General features: G+C 53.0%; 16 protein-coding genes, 1 riboswitch and 1 other annotated feature. Of the genes, 11 read left to right on the plus strand and 5 right to left on the minus strand.

The annotated features are described in order from the left end of the window. A partial coding sequence (locus BJU60_RS15395) for a transposase (protein ID WP_254281708.1) occupies nucleotides 1–234 on the plus strand: 234 nt, incomplete at its 5' end. A gap of 23 nt (nucleotides 235–257) precedes the next feature. On the opposite strand, the gene pckA is transcribed toward BJU60_RS15395, so the two are convergent. Beyond that, entirely contained in the window at nucleotides 258–1,829 is a 1,572-nt protein-coding gene (gene pckA, locus BJU60_RS13970) for a phosphoenolpyruvate carboxykinase (ATP) (RefSeq protein ID WP_070329401.1), read from the minus strand. Between the two features lie 318 nt (nucleotides 1,830–2,147). After that, nucleotides 2,148–2,267, plus strand: a riboswitch (SAM riboswitch). 131 nt (nucleotides 2,268–2,398) lie between these two features. On the opposite strand from pckA, the gene metK reads away from it, so the two are divergent. Further along, nucleotides 2,399–3,607, plus strand: coding sequence for a methionine adenosyltransferase (gene metK / locus BJU60_RS13975; RefSeq protein WP_070329402.1), 1,209 nt, complete (start codon nucleotides 2,399–2,401; stop codon nucleotides 3,605–3,607). 41 nt (nucleotides 3,608–3,648) lie between these two features. Here the strand turns inward: metK and BJU60_RS13980 are convergent, their stop codons facing one another. Further along, nucleotides 3,649–4,146 carry a YtxH domain-containing protein gene (locus tag BJU60_RS13980; RefSeq protein WP_070329403.1) on the minus strand — a complete coding sequence of 166 codons (498 nt, stop codon included), beginning with the start codon at nucleotides 4,144–4,146 and terminating at the stop codon, nucleotides 3,649–3,651. A gap of 164 nt (nucleotides 4,147–4,310) precedes the next feature. Between BJU60_RS13980 and BJU60_RS13985 the strand changes: the two genes are divergently transcribed. After that, nucleotides 4,311–4,781 (plus strand): GNAT family N-acetyltransferase, encoded by a 471-nt coding sequence (locus tag BJU60_RS13985; RefSeq protein WP_070329404.1) that lies wholly within the window; start codon nucleotides 4,311–4,313, stop codon nucleotides 4,779–4,781. Nucleotides 4,782–4,870: 89 nt separating this feature from the next. Then, a complete protein-coding gene (locus tag BJU60_RS13990) occupies nucleotides 4,871–5,587 on the plus strand; it encodes an alpha/beta hydrolase (protein ID WP_070329405.1) in 717 nt (238 codons plus the stop codon). 31 nt (nucleotides 5,588–5,618) lie between these two features. Here the strand turns inward: BJU60_RS13990 and BJU60_RS13995 are convergent, their stop codons facing one another. Further along, nucleotides 5,619–6,188 (minus strand): class I SAM-dependent methyltransferase, encoded by a 570-nt coding sequence (locus tag BJU60_RS13995; protein WP_070329406.1) that lies wholly within the window; start codon nucleotides 6,186–6,188, stop codon nucleotides 5,619–5,621. After that, nucleotides 6,142–7,119, minus strand: coding sequence for a TIGR01212 family radical SAM protein (locus BJU60_RS14000; protein ID WP_131455989.1), 978 nt, complete (start codon nucleotides 7,117–7,119; stop codon nucleotides 6,142–6,144). Before BJU60_RS14000 ends, BJU60_RS13995 begins: the two co-directional genes overlap by 47 nt. 176 nt (nucleotides 7,120–7,295) lie before the next feature. Here BJU60_RS14000 and BJU60_RS14005 point away from each other — a divergent pair, with 176 nt between their 5' ends. From BJU60_RS14005 to BJU60_RS14025, 5 genes are all read left to right on the plus strand, one after another. After that, the gene (locus BJU60_RS14005) at nucleotides 7,296–8,477 is read left to right on the plus strand and encodes an MDR family MFS transporter (RefSeq protein ID WP_070329408.1); all 1,182 of its coding nucleotides are present in this window, start codon (nucleotides 7,296–7,298) and stop codon (nucleotides 8,475–8,477) included. Between the two features lie 150 nt (nucleotides 8,478–8,627). Beyond that, nucleotides 8,628–9,374, plus strand: coding sequence for a bacteriorhodopsin-like (locus BJU60_RS14010; protein ID WP_070329409.1), 747 nt, complete (start codon nucleotides 8,628–8,630; stop codon nucleotides 9,372–9,374). Between the two features lie 57 nt (nucleotides 9,375–9,431). Beyond that, nucleotides 9,432–9,649 (plus strand) — a binding site (T-box leader). Nucleotides 9,650–9,691: 42 nt separating this feature from the next. Continuing rightward, nucleotides 9,692–12,094 (plus strand): leucine--tRNA ligase, encoded by a 2,403-nt coding sequence (gene leuS, locus BJU60_RS14015; RefSeq protein WP_070329410.1) that lies wholly within the window; start codon nucleotides 9,692–9,694, stop codon nucleotides 12,092–12,094. A gap of 117 nt (nucleotides 12,095–12,211) precedes the next feature. After that, on the plus strand, nucleotides 12,212–13,294 hold the full coding sequence (locus tag BJU60_RS14020; protein WP_070329411.1) for a hypothetical protein: 1,083 nt from the start codon (nucleotides 12,212–12,214) through the stop codon (nucleotides 13,292–13,294). A 14-nt stretch (nucleotides 13,295–13,308) separates the two neighbouring features. Beyond that, nucleotides 13,309–13,818: a hypothetical protein gene (locus BJU60_RS14025; RefSeq protein ID WP_070329412.1), complete on the plus strand. Its 510-nt coding sequence runs from the start codon at nucleotides 13,309–13,311 to the stop codon at nucleotides 13,816–13,818. Nucleotides 13,819–14,037: 219 nt separating this feature from the next. Here the strand turns inward: BJU60_RS14025 and BJU60_RS14030 are convergent, their stop codons facing one another. Then, a complete protein-coding gene (locus BJU60_RS14030) occupies nucleotides 14,038–15,315 on the minus strand; it encodes an NAD(P)/FAD-dependent oxidoreductase (protein ID WP_070329413.1) in 1,278 nt (425 codons plus the stop codon). 140 nt (nucleotides 15,316–15,455) lie between these two features. On the opposite strand from BJU60_RS14030, the gene BJU60_RS14035 reads away from it, so the two are divergent. Together BJU60_RS14035 and BJU60_RS14040 are read left to right on the plus strand one after the other, a co-directional pair. Continuing rightward, complete coding sequence (locus BJU60_RS14035; protein WP_083274162.1) at nucleotides 15,456–17,162, plus strand: putative polysaccharide biosynthesis protein; 1,707 nt, start codon at nucleotides 15,456–15,458, stop codon at nucleotides 17,160–17,162. Next, a complete protein-coding gene (locus BJU60_RS14040; protein ID WP_070329415.1) occupies nucleotides 17,152–17,862 on the plus strand; it encodes a pseudouridine synthase in 711 nt (236 codons plus the stop codon). The genes BJU60_RS14035 and BJU60_RS14040 overlap by 11 nt, the downstream gene beginning before the upstream one ends. The last annotated feature ends 39 nt before the right edge of the window (nucleotides 17,863–17,901 follow it).

The following is a 17,901-nucleotide window of genomic DNA, read 5'->3' on the forward strand; positions in this document are numbered from 1 at the left end:
CGCAAGACGGACGTGGAACCAGTTTTTGGATATCTGAAGGCCAATTTAGGTTTCACTCGCTTCTCCGTCAGGGGAAAACAACGCGTGAAACGGGAGCTCGGCTTCGCCCTCATGGCGGTGAACTTACGGAAGTTCATCGCCATGGGCCTCGGGAGAAGTGCAAAGAAGGGGTCCGGCCACCGAAAATCGGTGACCGGACCCCTCTTTTTATTGAAAAGCTTTAAAACCGGCTAGTTATGTCCCAGCCTCATTTTGATTTAGAAGACGATTGGGCCGGCCGCGATGACCTTCTCACTCGCTTTCGTGAATCGTTTAAAGTTTTGTTGGAACTTCAAGGCGAGCGCTCGCGCTTCGACATCGTAATGAGCCGTATCTTTCCAAGTGTCACGTGGGTTGAGCACGTCTTGTGGGACGCCATCGATATGGACCGGGATGTCGACGTTGAAGATGTCGTGCTTCACAGTGTCGACGTCACGTAATTGGCCGTTGATCGCGGCGTTCACCATGGCCCGTGTGTAGCTGAGCTTCATACGCGACCCTTCACCGTAAGCCCCGCCGGTCCAACCCGTGTTGACGAGGTAGACGTCGACGTTATGCTGTTCGATCAACTTGCCGAGCATGTCGGCGTATCGTTCCGGGGCGAGCGGCAAGAACGGTGAGCCGAAGCAAGTCGAGAACGTTGCTTGTGGCTCGGTCACGCCGCGCTCCGTCCCGGCTAGTTTTGATGTGTAGCCAGATAGGAAGTGATACATCGCCTGCTCTTTCGTCAACTTGCTGATCGGCGGGAGCACCCCGTAAGCATCGGCCGTCAAGAAGACGATCGTGTTCGGGTGACCGGCCCGTGAAGGGAGCATCGCGTTATCGATGTATTGAATCGGATAAGCTGCTCGCGTATTCTCGGTGAGCGAGATGTTTTTGTAGTCGGGTGAGCGGTCTTCGTTTAAGATGACGTTTTCGATCAACGATCCGAAACGGATAGCGTCATAAATTTGAGGCTCGTTCTCACGCGACAAGTTGATCGTCTTGGCGTAGCAACCGCCTTCGATGTTGAAGATGCCGTCTGGTGACCAACCGTGCTCATCGTCACCGATGAGATGACGTTCCGTATCGGCCGAGAGCGTCGTCTTGCCCGTGCCCGATAGTCCGAAGAAGAGCGCCGTCTCCCCGGCGTCCGAGACGTTGGCCGAGCAATGCATCGACAAGACGTGCTGTTCAGGTAATAGGAAGTTCATGACCGAGAAAATCGATTTTTTAATTTCGCCGCCGTATTCTGTTCCCCCGATCAGAATGGTACGTTTGGCGAACGAGACGAGGATAAACGTTTCTGAGTTCGTCCCGTCAACTGTTGGGTCGGCCTTGTAGCTCGGTGCATAAATGACCGTGAACGGGTCAAACGCAGCTCTCGTCGGCCACTCTCGCAAGAACAACTGCTTCGCGAACAAGCTGTGCCACGCGTACTCGGTGATGGCGCGTACAGGTAGCGTGTAGTGCTCGTCAGCTCCAGCCGAAGCTTCGAGATAATACAGCTTCTGTTTCGTCTCGAGATGAGTGAGGACTTTGTCGAGAAGAGCGGTGAACTTGTCTTCTGCGATCGGCTGATTGATCGGACCCCAGTCCACTAACGAGTTGCTGACTTCATCTTGGACGACGAATTTGTCTTTCGGTGACCGCCCTGTGAATTTCCCTGTACTGACCGATAAAGCCCCGTCTTTCGTCAGTACGCCTTCACCGTTACGAATGGCTTCTTCCACCAGTTCTGGAACCGTTAAGTTCCGTAATACATCGGCACCCTTAATTAATTCTTCGATTTTCAGGAGCGTAGTCGCCATCCTGAATCCCACCTTTCCCCTAAATAGATGTGGATGAAATCCGCATACTTCCGCGATTAATTAGTATGACACTTTTTATTATATGTGACACACTAATCAAAAACAAGCATTTCTTTACCCTTTAAAGTAAGCGCTTTCTTACAAAGACATTCTAACATATTCTGTATAAGCGGGGAGTGAAAAAACGGAAACCGTCAAAAAAATGTTTGATATTTCACAAACATAAATGATTTCCGTGATTACGAAGAAATTTACAAATTAAGCAGATACGCTTGACAGAACGGTATGGCATTTATATGATGGTGTTCGTAACGGATACTCTTATTCTGAGCGGTGGAGGGAACAAGGCCCTACGAAGCCCAGCAACCGTCCGATCCTGTAGTCTTTTTCGGAAAAGGTGCTATCCTGAAGCGAAGCGACAGCTTCGAACGATAAGAGGGTAAGGAAGAACGATTCAACCTTTCCCATTGAACGTGGCGAAAGGTTTTTTTCATTACCGTCCCAAAGCAACGCGTAAGGGGAACGAGTACCGTCCACACATCACCCTTATTAATAGGAGGTTTTTCGAAATGTCAAACTTGAACCGTCGACTTTTCACTTCGGAGTCCGTCACTGAAGGACATCCGGATAAAATTTGTGACCAAATCTCAGATGCGATTTTGGATGCAATTTTGGCTGAAGATCCAAACGCCCGCGTTGCGGCTGAGACGTCTGTCACGACAGGTCTCGTGCTCGTAGCTGGTGAAATCACGACATCGACTTACGTGGATATCCCGAAAGTTGTACGTGAAACTGTTCGTGAGATCGGCTACACGCGCGCCAAATATGGTTTTGACGCTGAGACTTGTGCTGTACTCACAGCAATCGACGAGCAGTCGGCAGACATCGCACTCGGTGTCGACCAAGCGCTCGAAGCTCGTGAAGGTCAAATGACTGACGAAGAAATCGATGCGATCGGTGCCGGTGACCAAGGCCTCATGTTCGGTTATGCAACGAACGAGACACCTGAACTCATGCCGCTCCCGATCTCACTCGCTCACAAATTGTCACGTCGCTTGGCAGAAGTCCGCAAAAACGGAACGCTCACTTACCTTCGTCCAGACGGTAAGACGCAAGTAACTGTCGAATACGACCAAGACAACAACCCGGTCCGTATCGATACGATCGTCATCTCGACGCAACACGCAGAAGACATCACGCTCGAGCAGATCCAAGCGGACCTTAAAGAACACGTGATCGAAGCAGTCATCCCGGCTGAACTCATCGACGCCGAGACAAAATACTTCATCAACCCGACTGGCCGTTTCGTCATCGGTGGACCACAAGGTGATGCAGGTCTCACAGGACGTAAAATCATCGTCGACACATACGGTGGATACGCTCGCCACGGCGGTGGTGCGTTCTCAGGTAAAGATCCTACCAAAGTTGACCGTTCGGCAGCATACGCGGCCCGCTACGTGGCGAAAAACCTCGTGGCAGCTGGACTTGCTGACAAAGCGGAAGTTCAACTTGCATACGCGATCGGTGTCGCACACCCGGTTTCAATCGCGGTGGACACGTTCGGCACTGGTAAATTGAGCGAGACTGAACTCGTTGAACTCATTCGTGAGAACTTCGACCTTCGTCCGGCCGGCATCATCAAGATGCTCGACCTTCGTCGCCCGATCTACAGACAGACAGCAGCTTACGGACACTTTGGTCGCACAGACGTTGAACTCCCATGGGAGCAGACGGACAAAGCGGCAGTGCTTGAAGAAGGCGCAAAACGTTTCGCATAAGCATAAAAAAACGACCTTTCGCGAGAAAGGTCGTTTTTTTATTATGCTTGTGGTTTATTTTCGTTTGTTGCGTTCTCGTTGCCGAGTGCCGTATCTTTCGCCTCGACGACTTTCTCACCAATATCTTGCAAATCTGATTTTGTTTCCTGGGCCGTCTCGACGACTTTGTTCACGTCTTCTTTGACCGTGTCGACTTCACCGACAACTTTTTCATAGACGTTTTGCACATCGGTCGACACTTCTTGAATCATACCTGACGCCGATTTCACTTGCTCGATGACTTGAGACGCTTTACCGGCCGGATCTTCTTTGATCGTGTCGACGAGACCGCCGACAGACGACTTCGCATTCGTGAGTGACTGTTTCGTCGTCTCACGGTTCGACGAGCTAAGTAGGGCGATCAGACCGCCGACGAGCGCACCGAGAAGCATCCCGGTCACGACGTTGATTCTAGGACCACCCGAGTTGGTTTGGTCGAATTGGCGATTCGGGTTGTTAGCGTTAGCTGCGTGCGGATCGTTTTGTAATGTTGGTTCCATGTCTAAACACTCCTTTGTAAGTTGGCATTGGTACTCATATACCCTAGTTAAAATAGAAAATAACGTTCTGCTTTATTTCGACACGAAAAAGTAATAGAAGGGCAGGATATTTTTTACGTGATGGGGAATGATAGTACTAGATTGGCCAAAAGGGGGAAGCTGTTATGAAGATGCGGGAAGCCGTACCAGAAGATGCCGCCACGATTCGAGATATCGCACTTGCGACCATCAGTGTGACAGATGACGTTCGGTCTAAGGTGATGGAGCGCGCCTATCAACAAGAAGAGATCGTCCGGGCCATCGGTTCGAGTGAAGAAGCGAAAGAACAGTTGTTCATCGTCGGTGAGGCCGAAGGAGACGTCATCGGGTTTTACCATGCGATCGACCGCGGTGATACGTGGGAAGTGCTTCGTCTCTATCTTCATCCGGCTCACCATCGCCAAGGACTTGGGGCAGAACTGCTGACACATCTCCAAGAGCGGAAGGCGCAGCCGATCGAGCTGTACGTCGAGAGTTCGAACGAGCAGGCGATCGCGTTCTTAAACCACCAAGCGTTCACCGAACTGAACCGAATTCAAGAAGAAGTGTACGATCAACCGATGGAGCTCATCCATTTGCGTTACGACCCACGCTAAGACTCCAGACGGATTTTCTTTCAAACATCAGTCAGCGGCTGATGTTTTTTGTTAGAATTGATGAGACATACTAATAATGAGGTGACAGCATGACATATGAAGAAGAATCACGAAAAGGGGTCATCGTGATCGTTTACCCGTTGCAGTTCACATCCCGGCTCAGCGAAGCATTTTTGCAGCGACTCAGTGTCGACTATGAGGTGCTCGTCGTGACCGGACAGACGGTCGGACTGACGGCAGAAGACCATAAACAGCTGATCAAGAACACGCTACGGGAAGCGAGTCAGTCCAAACTACCGATTCACGTCATCGCCTTCAGTCTCGGGGCGCTCTTGACGAACCGCCTCCTGCAAGAGTACGACGTGCCGCTCGGGAGTTTGACATACATCTCCCCGCTCTTTGATTGGCATTCGTCCCGCCAAATCGGCGGGCTCAAGCAAGTCGTCGCCAGTGCGGTCGACCGGTTCCGCCCCGATTTGCCGCTCAGTATGATGACGTTCACCGGCGGCGGGGAAGAATCGTCTCGTTTCGGCGAGATCACATACGCGCAGTACCGCGAAATCGAAGAAGAGATCGTCGAGCATCAAGAGGAGAAGAAACATTTACCTCGCTTACCGCTCGCTTGCTTCTACGCGCCGGACGATCGTTTCGCCGACGTGAAGCTGACGTTGAACGTCTGCCGCAAAATCGGCGGTGACCAAGTCTACATCCGTCGGCTCGAAGGGTTCCCGCACTTTGGCTATGAACGGTTGAACACGAAGTTCGCGGAGACGCTGTTAACGTTTTATGAATTGATTCGGGAATAAATAACAGGCGACTCGCGTGAGTCGCCTGTTTTCATGCCCGTTTTTCGATCGCCACGATGAATGGCGGATGATTGATTTGGTTGACGAAGCCGTAACGGAGGACGCCGGCTCGTTTTTGATCGAGTGACTCGACGTACGTGAGCACCTCGTCTCGCTCGACTTTCCCGCTCTCATGGCCGTGGTAGATGACGACGACGATGACACCGCCGACGGCCATCACGTCGAGCAATTGCTCGAGGGCGTCGATCGTCGTGTTGCCGGTCGTTGTGATCGACTTGTCGCTCCCAGGCAAGTAGCCGAGATTGAAGACGGCCGCCGTGATCGGACGGGTTTCATCCGCGACGACCGCCTTGACCGTGTCGTGGCTATCGTGGACGACCGAGACACGATCAAGCAGATCGGCGGCGGTGATGCGGTCTGTTGTCGCCTTGACTGCCGCCTCTTGGACGTCAAACGCGTAGACGTGGCCGCTGCCGACTCGTTCTGCTAGAAACAATGTATCGTGTCCGTTGCCGGCCGTCATATCGATGGCGACGGCACCGTCTGTAACGTGTTCACTTAATAGATGCTTCGCGAACGGTAAAACTCTCATTAATCCCATAGATCTCATCCTTCTTTTTTCCTTGGAAGGAATCACGACGTTCCAACTCGGCGTTGATGGCGTTCAAGACGGCCATTTTGTGCCGGCTCCACGTCGGTCCGATCAATAAGTCGGGTGGACCGTCGCCCGTCAATCGATGAATCACGATCTCAGGCGGTAAGTACTCGAGCTGATCGCAGACGAGCGAGACGTATGTCGTCTCGTCCATGAGTTCGAGCAGCCCTAACTCGTATTGTCTGGCGAGCGGTGTCTGTTTTAAGACGTGGAGCAAATGGATCTTGATTCCTTGTATATCCATTTTAGCAACTTCTCGGGCCGTGTCGAGCATCATGTCTGGCGTTTCACCGGGAAGCCCATTGATGATATGGACACAGACGGAAATGTTCCGGCTCCGCAGTTTCGCGAGACCATCGAGGAACGTCTTATAGTCGTGGCCCCGGTTGATCTTTTTCGCGGTTGAATCATGGATCGTCTGCAGGCCGAGTTCGACCGTGAGTGACGTCCGCTCGTTCAACTCAGCGAGATAGTCGACGACGTCGTCTGGCAGACAGTCGGGTCGTGTCGCGATCGACAGACCGACGACACCTTCTTCTACGAGTGCCGGTTCGAACAGTTCGCGCAAGCGCTCTACGGGTGCGTACGTGTTGCTGAACGCTTGGAAGTAGGCGATATACAACGCATGCTTCCATTTCCGATGCAGACGGGCCGTGCCTTCGGCGAACTGGACCGGGATCGGATCACAGGCATTGCCGGCAAAATCGCCGCTGCCGTCATCCGAACAGAACGTGCAACCGCCTTTTGAGACGAGACCGTCGCGGTTCGGACAAGTGAAGCCGCCATCGAGTGGGACTTTGAACACTTTCTCGCCGAATTCGCGACGATACGCTTCATTTAATTTGTGAAATCTAGCTTGGCCAAACGGGTTATTCAATGCTATCCTCTCCTTCCTTGCTCATGCTATCACAAGGCGGGACTTGCTTTACTTCATAATAAGTAATTTTTCTTGACAGTTATGTAGCGTTCCGTTAGCTTGGAGAAGGACTCATCACAGATTCGGCCGTCGTGCCGGATTTTTTATCGTTTAAAGGAATGAAAGGAGTAACGGGTATGAACAATAAAATGCCGATTTCGGTATGGATTCTAGTCATTGCGATGGCGCTCAACACAACGGCGGCGTCTTTTTTATGGCCATTTAACACACTCTATATTAATGGATATTTAGGCGAGTCGATGACGCTCGCAGGTATTGCGCTGCTAGTCAACTCAGCGCTCGCGATCGCGGGTAACTATATCGGCGGGACGTTGTTCGACCGCATCGGCGGGAAGCGGACGCTCATCATCTCGGTCGGGCTGTTGCTCGCGAGCTCGCTCGGCTTCCTATTGTTTCATGCCACGTTCTTCGGGTATTTGGCATGGCTCGGTTTGATCGGGTTCTCGGGTGGGCTCGTCTTTCCGACCGTGTACGCGTTTGCCGGTTTGATCTGGCCTGAAGGCGGTCGACGCTCGTTCAACGCGATCTACGTCGCCCAAAACGTCGGTGTCGCCCTCGGGACGGCGATGAGCGGTCAGATCGCGCGTATCAATATCGAGTGGATCTTCTATGCGAACTTCTTCTTGTCGGTCCTTTTCGTCGTTGTGTTGTTGTTCGGCCTGCGTTACTTGAAAAACCCGGGTCGCCCAATCGTTCAGTCTCAGCTCGAGGCCGCGGCGACGACGCTCTCTGGCGCGACGATGAAATCGATGTGGTTTGTCGCCATCGGTTATGCCGCACTCTGGTTCGTCTACGTCCAGTGGCAGGGAACGATCGCCGTCCATTCGAAAGACCTCGGTGTGACGATCAGCCAATATTCATTGCTGTGGACGGTCAACGGGGCGTTGATCGTGTTCGCCCAACCGCTTCTCAACCGGGCGCTGCGCTACTTTGAAGACGATTTGAAGCGCCAACTCGTCGTCGGTGCCATCATCTTCCTCGCTGCTTTCATCATCGTCCCGTTCGCGGGAGGATTTACGATGTTCATGGTCGCGATGATCGTCATGACGATCGGTGAGATGTTCATCTGGCCGGCCGTCCCGACGATTGCCGCAAAACTTGCACCTCCGGGTAAAGCCGGACAGTTCCAAGGTCTCGTCAACATCGCCGCGTCGGTCGGGCGGATGATTGGACCGACGCTCTCAGGACTCACGTTCGATTTGCTCGGGATGAACGCTGTGTTTGGATTGCTGCTTCTACTCATTGTCACGGCGCTGTTCTTCTTTATGAAAATTAGTTCGTTGAATCGTCAAACTTGATCCGGATGTCACATCAACCGCGTATCCAATTCGCATGAGGTATTGCAATCTCATGTAAAATTCATGTAAAATATAGTCAGAGGATCCTTTCACATAATCGTTCCGTCGTTCCGTCGTTTCCTGTTTCTAGCCGATGAGGAGATGTACACCATGAACGAAGAAGTCAATTTACTCGTGCTCGCGACCCAATACATGTTTTGGGTCGGGTTTGTCGGAATGGCCGCCGCGACGCTCTATTTTCTAGTGGAACGAAACAGCCTTGACCCGGAATATCGTTCTGTCGCCACGGTCGCTGCCTTGGTCACGTTTGTCGCTGCCATCCATTACTATTTCATGAAAGACTCTGTCGGGGATATGGGACTGTTGTCTGAAATCACAGGTTTTCCAACCGAGATTCGTTATATCGATTGGCTCGTGACGACACCGCTCTTGCTCGTGAAGTTCCCGCTTCTTCTCAATTTAAAGGGGAAGATGAAGTCGGGACTGCTGACGAAATTGATCGTCGCCGACATTATTATGATCGTCTCGGGATATCTTGGTGAATCATCGATCAACTTGAACGGCGGCTTCACGCAACTTGGGTTGTGGGGCTATCTAGTCGGTTGTTTGGCATGGATCTATATCATCTACTTGCTGTTCACAAGTGTCACGAAAGCGGCGGAATCGTCGCCGGCACCGATTCGGAAAGCGCTGCTCAACATGCGCCTGTTCATCTTGATCGGTTGGGCGATTTACCCGATCGGTTACGCGGTCACGCTGTTCGCGACCGGGGTAGAGGTTCAACTAGTGCGTGAGCTCATCTATAACGTCGCCGACTTGGTCAACAAGGTCGGATTCGGATTGATCGCTTTCTTCGCGGTGAAAACGATCTCGACGCTCAAACAAATTAAAACGTGATTGCAAGTTCACATTGACGTAGTTTTTTATCTTGCGCTAAAATGAAGAAGTGAGATGAAAATTGCGTTGATAAGGAATAGTATCGTAGCGTCGATATGTTAGAGAGCCGGTGGTTGGTGTGAACCGGTATATGGACCGCGAGAACTCGCCTTGGAGCTGTTTGCCTGAACTAAAAGTAAGGTGAACCGAAGTTACGCCTCGTTACCGGCGTCTCAAGTGGCAGACATGCAACATGGGTGGTACCGCGGAGAGCTTTCAAGCCTTTCGTCCCATTTACCGGGGCGGAGGGCTTTTTATTATGCAGAGGAGGAAGAAATTTGAGCTATTTTAAACATCAAGACATCGAGCCGAAATGGCAAAAACGTTGGGAAGAGAAAGATTCATTCCGGACGACGGAAGACCCGGACAAGGAATGTTTCTACGTCCTCGACATGTTCCCATACCCGTCAGGAGCCGGACTTCACGTCGGTCACCCGGAAGGTTATACGGCGACAGATATTATCGCCCGCATGAAACGGATGCAAGGCTATAACGTCCTTCACCCGATCGGTTGGGACGCGTTCGGTCTTCCGGCCGAACAGTACGCCCTCGATACAGGAAACGACCCGCGCGAGTTCACGGAGCGTAACATCGGGACGTTCCGCCGTCAGTTGAAAGACCTCGGCTTCTCGTACGACTGGGACCGTGAGATCAGCACGACCGACCCGAAATACTACAAGTGGACGCAATGGATTTTCACGCAGCTCTATGAGCGTGGCCTCGCCTACGTCGACGAAGTGGCGGTCAACTGGTGTCCGGCCCTCGGTACGGTACTCGCTAACGAGGAAGTCATCGACGGATTGTCTGAACGTGGGAACCATCCGGTCTACCGCGTCCCGATGAAACAGTGGGTGCTCCGCATCACGCATTACGCCGAGCGGTTGCTTGATGATTTAGAAACACTCGACTGGCCAGAGAGCGTCAAAGAGATGCAACGCAACTGGATCGGTAAATCGGTCGGCGCCGAAGTCGACTTTAAAGTCGACGGGCACGATAAAGTCGTGACTGTATTCACGACACGCCCTGATACACTTTACGGAGCGACGTACGTCACACTCGCGCCGGAGCACCCGTTCGTCAAAGCAATCGCGACGCCGGAACAACTCGACGCGGTCGAAGCGTACGCGGAAGAAGTCTCGAAGAAGACCGACCTCGAACGGACCGATCTCGCCAAAGAGAAGACGGGTGTCTTCACGGGCGCATACGCGGTCAACCCGGTCAACGGGGAAAAACTTCCGATCTGGATCGCTGACTATGTCTTGTCGACGTACGGTACGGGTGCGGTCATGGCCGTACCGGGCCACGATGAGCGGGACTATGAGTTCGCGAAAACGTTCGACCTCCCAATCCGCGAAGTCGTCAAAGGCGGTAACTTGGATGAGGCGGCTTACACGGAAGACGGCGAACATGTGAACTCAGGAACGCTCGACGGTCTCAATAAAATCGATGCCATCGCCAAGATCATCGAAGAACTCGAACTTGCCGGCACGGGCCGGGCGAAGACGACGTATCGTCTCCGCGACTGGTTGTTCAGCCGTCAACGCTATTGGGGCGAGCCGATCCCGATCGTTCATATGGAAGACGGGACGCTCAAGACGGTATCGATCGAAGAGCTTCCGCTCGAACTTCCGATCATCGATGAGATCAAGCCGTCAGGCACAGGCGAGTCACCACTCGCGAACGCAGACGAGTGGTTGACGTACACAGACCCGGTGACGGGTGAGAAAGGTCGTCGTGAGACGAACACGATGCCGCAATGGGCCGGCAGTTGCTGGTACTACATCCGCTACATCGATCCGCATAACGAAGACATGATCGCCGATCCTGAGAAGTTGAAGCGCTGGCTCCCGGTCGACTTGTACGTCGGTGGGACGGAGCACGCGGTCCTACACTTGCTCTACGCGCGTTTCTGGCACAAAGTGCTCTACGACATCGGGATCGTCCCGACGAACGAGCCGTTCCAAAAGCTCTACAACCAAGGTATGATTCTCGGTGAGAACAACGAGAAGATGTCGAAATCAAAAGGCAACGTCGTCAACCCGGACGATATCGTCAAATCACACGGTGCCGACACGCTTCGTCTCTATGAGATGTTCATGGGACCGCTTGATGCGGCCATCGCGTGGTCGACGAACGGTCTTGACGGGGCACGTCGCTTCCTCGACCGTGTCTGGCGTTTGTTCGAACAAGCGAAACTCGAAGACGTCGCTGCGACGGCCGACTTTGAGCGCACGTACCATCAGACTGTGAAAAAAGTGACGGAAGATTATGAGGCACTTCGCTTCAATACAGCGATCTCGCAACTCATGGTCTTCATCAACGAAGCGTACAAGCAAGACACGTTACCGAAGCAAGAGATGGTCAACTTCATCAAGATGCTCGCTCCGGTCGCACCACACTTGGCTGAAGAGTTGTGGGAGCGTCTCGGGATGGCAGAAGAGTTGACGTATGCGGCGTGGCCGACGTTCGACGAGTCGAAACTCGTCAGCGATACGATCGAGGTCGTCATCCAAGTGAACGGTAAGCTTCGGGCGAAGATGCACGTGACGCGCGACGCTTCAAAAGAAGCACTTGAGGCGGAGGCACTCGCGAACGAGCGTGTACAAGAGTTCACTGAAGGAAAAACGGTCCGTAAAGTGATCGTCGTCCCAGGTAAACTCGTTAACATCGTCGTAGGATAAGTTAAGGAATGTGTGACATTGTCACACGTTCCTTTCTTTTTGGGGATGCCGTTTTCTTTTTGAGGCGGTTTTGTTACACTAAAGGGCGACACTGAATATAAAGGGGACTAAGCGTCCATGAAACGATCTTACGTACTGTACACGACGTTGTTTGCGGTCGTGGTCGGCGTGATTCTTTGTTACGTGTTCGTTTTTTCAGACGAAGACATTCAAAGCCAAATCGCTGCGACATTTGAAAAGATTGAGATTCAAACGAGTCATCAAGCGACGTCGATGCCTCCGGTCGAGGCCTCGCCAGACGAAGAAGACATCGATACGACCGATGCGCTCGAACAAATACAGAATATTGACGAGGTTTACTATAGCGACACGATCGGGGCTTATTTGGTCTTGACGAAAGACAACGACTTCTTTGAAGTGAGCGGAAACGCGAATCGAGTGAACGCTTCGCTCAAGCTCGAGACCAAGAATCAATCGTTCCCGCTCGGTGACTTTATCGGGATGCGTATGATTGCAGAAGATAAAATTTATGCCGTCACATCGACCGGTGTCATCGTGACAATCGAGCGAGAAGAAGGACGTTGGATGGAGCGCGAACGAAAAGCAATCGGCGGGCTTGTTTCGACCGATCGGCTGTTTGGGCTCGGGTACGACCAAGAGACGGAACGGCTCATCATCATGAACCGCACGGCAGCAGCGCCAGATATCGAACTCATCTACGTTCAAGAACGGATTATGAAGGCGGAAACGCCGGATGAAGCCGAAGCGACACCGGATGAGGAAGCCGACCCAGCAACGGATGAACCGGCCCAATCGGCTGAAGAAACGATCGAGACGGATGCTGTCTCTCCGGAAGATGAGGCACTTCAAACAGAAGAAACAGAAGACGTCGAACCGTTGACGGAGTGGACGATTGAATCACGCAAGCCACTCACGACGGAAGGGATGAGCGCCTCGATTCAACAGAAGTTTGAGAAGTTCCGTGGGGTCGGTCTTGTCGAACGGCAAGGACGGATTTACGTCCTCGATTCGGAAGAACTCGTGTTATACACGATCAACCCAGGCGAAGGGACGATGAACGGTCAAATGGTGACGCCTCGCGTCTACGGTTCGACCGGCATGTTCCTGCAAGACAATGAAATTTTTGCAATCGTACGACCAGACGTGTTCGATCTTGACGCGTTCGTCTCGGTCGACTGATAGGAGCGGATCAAATGAGTAAACGTTATTTTTATGAAGAAGTACGCCAGTTTCACGAAACGTTCGGTCACCCGGAAGCAAGCGTGCCGAGCCCGCTCGAACTTGACCGGGCCGTGAAACGGTCGGTCTGGACGGCAGAAGAAGCGGTCGTCGAATTTTTGCACCAGTCAGCCCGGACGGAAGACGAGTTTTTGCAAGCCGTCGCGACGTTCCAACAAGGGTTTGAGAAAGCCGTGCACAAATCGCTCCAAGAAGCGCCGCCGATGAACGACGTCGACCGGCTCGTCGGTCAAGGGGACGCGCTCACGGACGCACTCTATTTCGTGATGGGGAGTTTCGTCGAGCTCGGGCTCGACCCGGTGCCGCTGTTTGAAATCGTCCAGCGTGCCAACATGGCGAAACTCGGCCCGGACGGATTGCCGATCCTGCGCGCGTCAGACAATAAAGTCATGAAGCCTGAAGGGTGGATGCCACCTGAGCCGGAACTCGAGGCTGAGGTCCGTCGCCAAATGGCAGAAAAATAAGAGAGCGTGGTCACTAGGACCACGCTCTCAGGTTGTTGATGAACCAAATCGTAAAAAGCGATCTGGTTCATCTTTTTTTTATGTTCGAGGGCCTTGAGGCGCTCTGTCTAACATAAAATTGAAGTCGAGTCCGCAGTAGCCCGATGTCGACCGTTTACGTTGCTCGTCAGACGGCGCCGATAGGACGAGCGATATCACTCCTGTTAGTCCACGCTCTCTTTACGTTGTAGGCTCGAGTGTGGAGAATTCCGCCGCATGTGACCCGGCGCAGTGGCCGGTCGTGAAAGCGGCCGTAATGTTATAGCCGCCCGTGTATCCATGAATGTCGAGCACCTCGCCGGCGAAGAACAAACCGTCTGCTTTCTTTGACATCATCGTCTGCGGGGCGATCTCTTTGACCGAGACACCGCCACCCGTGACGAACGCTTTGTCGAAGTCGAGCGTACCTGTCGCGTGCAGTTCGAACGTCTTGAGACGCGTCGCGAAATCGATGACCGATTGTCGTTTCAACTGGCTCGCGTCCTCTTCGCCGAAAGCGAGTTCAGCCAAGAGAAGGTCGAGCATCCGTTCCGGAATGAACCCTTTCCAGACGTTTTTGACGGCACGTTTCGGTTGGGCTTGCACTTGATCCCATAACGATTGAACGAGCTCGTCGCGCGCCATGTCTGGGAACAAGTCGAGTGACAGTGCGACGACCCGTTCTTTGCTGCGCTTGCGTTCTTTGATCGTATATTGGCTGCATCTGAGTGCGATCGGACCCGAGATACCGAAGTGGGTGAAGATCATGTCGCCGCGGTGCGTCTTGATCGGCTTACCTTTTTTACCGTGCACGGTGAGGGCGACGTCGCGAAGCGACAGCCCTTGCAACTGTTTCGTCCCGATGAACGAATCGTTCAAGAGGATCGGCACCTCAGTCGGGAACAGCTCGGTGATCGTGTGCCCCGCTTTCTCGGCCCACGGGTAACCGTCTCCGGTCGAGCCGGTGTGGGGGACGGATTGTCCGCCGACGGCGATGACGCAAGCTTTGGCCTCAATCCGTTCCCCATCTTCTAGCTCGACCGCCTCGAACTCATTTGCTTCATTAAAATGGAGCGTCTTCACTTTCGCGTTTTTCCGAATCTCGACACCGAGCGAATCGATGGCGCGGAGGAGCGTGTTGACGACATCCTGGGCTTTGTCCGTCACTGGGAACATCCGACCGTTGTCTTCCTCTTTCAACGGGATGCCAAAGCCCGTGAACAAATCGATGATGGACTGGTTATCGAACTGGGCAAGGGCGCTATATAAAAAGCGGCCGTTCCCAGGAATGAACTGAATCAACTCGTCGACCGGTTTCCGGTTCGTGACGTTACAACGCCCGCCGCCTGAAATGGCGAGCTTGCGTCCGAGCTTCGAACCTTTGTCGATCAAGAGCGTGTTCGCTCCGGCTTTCGCGGCGGCGTAGGTCGCCATCAGGCCGCTTGGGCCACCTCCGATGACGATGACATCTTTCAACATAGTATCCCTCGTTTCTGTTTCAAATTGACACGTAAAATTATCGTAACTTTATTATCCGCAATAGTAAGAGTATAATGAGAAACGGTTGTTTTGTAAAACTAGGACATTTTAAACGTTGTATGAATAGATGGAGGTATCTCATGTCATCAAGCGTCAAACAAGATTCAGGACGAGAATCCTTCGTCAAAGGAACGCTGCTCTTATCAGCCGGGAACTTGATTTCCCGTGCGCTCGGACTGCTGTACACGTTCCCGTTCCAAGCGATGGTCGGGATTGCCGGTGTTACGTTATACCAAGCGGCATATACGTATTATGCGCTCATGATCGCCATCTCGACGGCAGGGATCCCGGTTGCCGTCTCAAAATTCATCGCCAAGTATAACGCGCTCGGCGAGTATGGGACGAGTCAACGGCTGTTCCGGCAAGGGATGAAGCTGATGCTCGCGACCGGTGTCGTCGCCTTTTTCTTACTCTTCTTTGCCGCTCCGTGGTTGTCGGAGCTCATGGTCCGCAATTCGGAAAACAATCAACAGTATATCGACTCACTCACGCTCGTCACTCGAAGCGTCAGTTTTGCGCTCTTGCTCATCCCGGCGATGAGTATGGTCCGTGGTTATTTCCAGGGACATCAAGATATGGCCCCGACGGCCATCTCACAAGTCATTGAACAGATCGTACGCATCATGTTCTTGCTCAGCGGAACGATGCTCGTCTTGTTCGTCTTCTCAGACTCGGAGTTCGTCCGTCCGCTCGCTGACACGCTCGGCGGAACGGCGGCGGTCGAGACGACGGAACTGAATGGATTGAAAGTGCTCGCCGTGACGATCGCGACGTTCAGCGCGTTCATCGGTGCGATCGGGAGTATCGTCGTTCTCGCGATGTACTGGCGCAAGCGAAAAGACATTCATCGACAGACCGACAACCCTGAAGGAACGCCGGTCCGTTCGATGAAATCGCTCTTGCTCGAATTGCTCAGCTACTCGATTCCGATCGTCATGGTCGGCTTGTCGACACCGCTCTACCAGTTCGTCGATCAGTTGACGATGGTCAACACGCTGCTCAACGCCGGGAAATCGGTGGCTGAGGCGACGTCGGCGTTCGGTTTTTTGACCGGTAACGCCCACAAGATCGTTTTGATCCCGGTATCGATCGCGGCCAGTGTGTCGATGGCGACGATTCCACTCGTCACCCGATCGTTCACACACGGGGACATGGATAAAGTCCGCAATCAAGTCAATCATATTTTCCAAGTATCGTTCTTCGTGACGATTCCAGCCGTCATCGGACTCGTCGCGCTCTCAGAGCCGTTGTTTGGGACGCTCTTCCCGGGTGACCGGGAAGGGTGGGTCTACTTGCTCCATTACGCACCGAGTGCATTCTTCCTCGCCTATTACTCGGTCGCTGCGGCAATTTTGCAAGGGATCAATAAACAATACTTCACGATTTTCGCGACAGCGATGGGGCTCTTGACGAAAGTCGTCTTGAACGTCCCGTTCGTGTACGCGCTCGGCGGCATCGGCGCCGGGTATGCGACGATTGCCGGATACATCGTGGCGATCATCCTCATGGTGTGGAAGATTCAACGGGCACTTCAGTTCCCATATAAACAACTGTTACGTCGCACGATCCTCATGTTTGCGATGGGCGCGGCGATGTTCGTTGCGGTGTATGGGTCGTTGTTCGTCACACTAAATGACCAACCGAGTTGGAGCAATGATATCGTTGCGACCGTCGTCGGCTTCGGGATCGGGCTCATCGTGTATGGCTATCTCGGATGGAGAAGTCACTTGGCCGGGAAACTGTTAGGAAAACGATTCCAATATCGGAGGAAAAATAATGCGAATTGATAAGTTGTTAGCCAATATGGGCTATGGTTCACGTAAAGACGTAAAACTGTTATTAAAACAGGGAGCGGTTCGAATCGATGACCAACCTGTGAAAGATGCGAAACGGCACGTCGACACGGACAGTGAGACGGTCACCGTGCTCGGTGAGCCGGTCGAGTACCGTCCGTTCGTCTACTTGATGATGAATAAGCCGGCTGGAGTCATCAGTGCGACTGAAGACAAAGTCGAGTCGACGGTCATCGAATTGATTGACCCGGCTTACGCCCATTACGAGCTGTTTCCTGTCGGGCGTCTCGACAAAGACACGACGGGCCTACTGCTCATCACGAACGATGGTGCGTTCAACCACGCCCTCATGTCACCGCGTAAACACGTCGACAAGGTGTATATCGCCGAAGTCGACGGTGAGATGACGGTCGAGGACATCCGCACGTTCGCGGAAGGAGTCGCTCTCGAGGACGGGTACACGACGAAACCGGCGCGTCTTGAAGTGCTCAGTCAGACGGGCCAAACATCTGTCGTCCGCCTGACGTTGTCGGAAGGGAAGTATCATCAGGTCAAGCGGATGATCGCTGCGGTCGGCAAGCACGTCGAACGGCTCGAACGAGTCCAAATTGGACCGCTCGAACTCGATGAATCGTTACAGCCTGGTGAATACCGTGAACTGACCGAAGCAGAAGTCGAACAGTTTTTGTCATGAATCAGGAGTGAACAGTGAGACCGGATGTCGGAAAGGCAT

Origin of the sequence: Exiguobacterium aurantiacum (assembly GCF_001766415.1) — a bacterium.
Classification (GTDB): Bacteria; Bacillota; Bacilli; order Exiguobacteriales; family Exiguobacteriaceae; genus Exiguobacterium; species Exiguobacterium aurantiacum_A.

Coding starts and splice junctions, on each gene's coding strand:
- pckA (WP_070329401.1), bottom strand. CDS start 1,829: ATGGCGACTACGCTCCTGAAAATCGAAGAATTAATTAAGGGTGCCGAT.
- metK (WP_070329402.1), top strand. CDS start 2,399: ATGTCAAACTTGAACCGTCGACTTTTCACTTCGGAGTCCGTCACTGAA.
- BJU60_RS13980 (WP_070329403.1), bottom strand. CDS start 4,146: ATGGAACCAACATTACAAAACGATCCGCACGCAGCTAACGCTAACAAC.
- BJU60_RS13985 (WP_070329404.1), top strand. CDS start 4,311: ATGAAGATGCGGGAAGCCGTACCAGAAGATGCCGCCACGATTCGAGAT.
- BJU60_RS13990 (WP_070329405.1), top strand. CDS start 4,871: ATGACATATGAAGAAGAATCACGAAAAGGGGTCATCGTGATCGTTTAC.
- BJU60_RS13995 (WP_070329406.1), bottom strand. CDS start 6,188: ATGGGATTAATGAGAGTTTTACCGTTCGCGAAGCATCTATTAAGTGAA.
- BJU60_RS14005 (WP_070329408.1), top strand. CDS start 7,296: ATGAACAATAAAATGCCGATTTCGGTATGGATTCTAGTCATTGCGATG.
- BJU60_RS14010 (WP_070329409.1), top strand. CDS start 8,628: ATGAACGAAGAAGTCAATTTACTCGTGCTCGCGACCCAATACATGTTT.
- BJU60_RS14020 (WP_070329411.1), top strand. CDS start 12,212: ATGAAACGATCTTACGTACTGTACACGACGTTGTTTGCGGTCGTGGTC.
- BJU60_RS14025 (WP_070329412.1), top strand. CDS start 13,309: ATGAGTAAACGTTATTTTTATGAAGAAGTACGCCAGTTTCACGAAACG.
- BJU60_RS14030 (WP_070329413.1), bottom strand. CDS start 15,315: ATGTTGAAAGATGTCATCGTCATCGGAGGTGGCCCAAGCGGCCTGATG.
- BJU60_RS14035 (WP_083274162.1), top strand. CDS start 15,456: ATGTCATCAAGCGTCAAACAAGATTCAGGACGAGAATCCTTCGTCAAA.
- BJU60_RS14040 (WP_070329415.1), top strand. CDS start 17,152: ATGCGAATTGATAAGTTGTTAGCCAATATGGGCTATGGTTCACGTAAA.